Genomic DNA, 1,802 nt, shown 5'->3' on the forward strand with positions numbered 1-1,802 from the left:
TACCCTATCGAGAAAATTAATTTATCCGAGTTGAAAAAATATGCAAAAAAACATGTCATCGATATAGAGCAACACGATGAGCATGTATCGGTCGACATCACTCTAAATAACGAAGAAGGTTTTGGCTGGACTGAAGGCGAAGGACTGCTTGCCGATTTGCTGCCATTATACAATGAATTGAACCATCACAATTATCATCTTTTGCGATTAGTGTTAGCTATGCATAGCACGCTCACTGGCGAAAATGATGCAGCAGTCAACCAATTATTAACCGAAGATAATTTATTGTCAGAAGCCGAGCAAGTGCTGCTGGAATGCTTTGAAATAAAAACGCGAACTCACGCATGATGATCGAGGTTCATATGTTTTATTTTTAAATATCATAGATTAATAAATTTATTAATGACATTTTGCGAACAACAACCCAGGGGTATCCTAATATGTCTACATTTTTAAAACATAGCCACTACCTATTATTTATCGTGTCGACTTTTTTTGTTATTTCCACATTTGCTAACACGCAGGCTATTAAATTAACACCCACCGAGAAGAAATTTGAAACGCTCGAAAAAAGCTTTGATGGAAAAATTGGTGTTTATGCGATAGACACCAATAACAATCGCATTATTTCCTATCATGCCGATGAATATTTCCCAGTGCAAAGTACCTCTAAATTAATGGCTGTAGCCACATTATTAAAACAAAGTGAGAAACTTAAAAATTTATTGGATCAAAAAGTCACCTACACGCAAAAGGATTTAATGATTTATTCTCCTGTGACAACGCTACATGTCAATGATGGTCTCTCGTTTCAAGCCTTGAGTGAAGCCGTAATGACTTATAGTGACAATGCGGCGGCTAATCTGATTACCAAAAAATTAGGTCGCCCCAAAGTGGTAACAGACTTTGCCCATGCTATCGGTAACCCATCATTTAATATGGAACATTACGAAGGAGAGTTAAATTCTAATCCAAACAATCATGAAGATTCTTCTACCCCTAAAGATATGGCGGTTAGTTTACAGAAGATAACCCTTGGCGACGCATTAATGCCTTCAAAGCGAGCATAATTAGTGGCATGGATGAGAAATAATACGACGAGCTATCGAAGAATACGCCAAGCCACGCCACTTGGATGGAATGTTGCTGATAAAACTGGCTCAGGCGACTACGGTATTGCAAACGATATTGGTATCTTGTGGTCACCCGTATGCAAACCCATTGTATTAGCCATTTATACAGCACGAAACACAGCGGATGCAAAGCACAGAGACGATATTGTGACATCAACGACTGATATCGTACTGAGTGAATTTGCAAAAACGGATCAATGTCTAAACTTTGCTGAAAATGCAAGCAAATAAAGGCCCATCCTGAGCAAATCAATTATGCACGATTGGGGGTGTGTATTTTCGAGGGGTTGGGCAAGCCTACCCATATTCATACCATCTGATCCACAGACGCCCTCACCACAGGAACGACGAAATGTTAATGTGGGATCTTGTATTTTAAGAGCCTCTAAGGCATTTAATAGCATCACGCCATTGCAGTTGGCAGGATCTAATTCATAATTTTGCATATGCGGGCTTTTATCTTTCTCCGGATGGTATCGATAAACAGAAAACTGGATCATTTGCCTCTCCTTGTTCATCAAACGGCATATTTTAAAATGCAATTACAATTAAATTAACCACTAGGATAATAAATTTTCATAGGTTTTTTGCTTCTATCAATGACAGCAAAAGAAGTTAAAGAATGCGCTCTTGTGGATTTGACATTCATGATGTGCAATACATTAATAT

At 38.2% G+C, this 1,802-nt stretch carries 4 protein-coding genes; 3 read left to right on the top strand and 1 reads right to left on the bottom strand.

Features of this window, described 5'->3' with window-relative positions:
* From KIT27_12425 to KIT27_12435, 3 genes are all read left to right on the top strand, one after another.
* The coding region (locus KIT27_12425) for a hypothetical protein (GenBank protein MCW5590449.1) at positions 1 to 348 on the top strand (348 nt) is incomplete at its 5' end.
* Between the two features lie 92 nt (positions 349 to 440).
* Positions 441 to 1,070: a serine hydrolase gene (locus tag KIT27_12430; GenBank protein ID MCW5590450.1), complete on the top strand. Its 630-nt coding sequence runs from the start codon at positions 441 to 443 to the stop codon at positions 1,068 to 1,070.
* 12 nt (positions 1,071 to 1,082) lie between these two features.
* Positions 1,083 to 1,364, top strand: a complete 282-nt coding sequence (locus KIT27_12435; GenBank protein ID MCW5590451.1) for a serine hydrolase — start codon at positions 1,083 to 1,085, stop codon at positions 1,362 to 1,364.
* On the opposite strand, the gene KIT27_12440 is transcribed toward KIT27_12435, so the two are convergent.
* Positions 1,328 to 1,633, bottom strand: a complete 306-nt coding sequence (locus tag KIT27_12440; GenBank protein MCW5590452.1) for a hypothetical protein — start codon at positions 1,631 to 1,633, stop codon at positions 1,328 to 1,330. The two genes, KIT27_12435 and KIT27_12440, sit on opposite strands and share 37 nt — an antisense overlap.
* Between the last annotated feature and the right edge of the window lie 169 nt (positions 1,634 to 1,802).

The sequence above is a fragment of the Legionellales bacterium genome (assembly GCA_026125385.1).
GTDB lineage: Bacteria > Pseudomonadota > Gammaproteobacteria > JAHCLG01 > JAHCLG01 > JAHCLG01.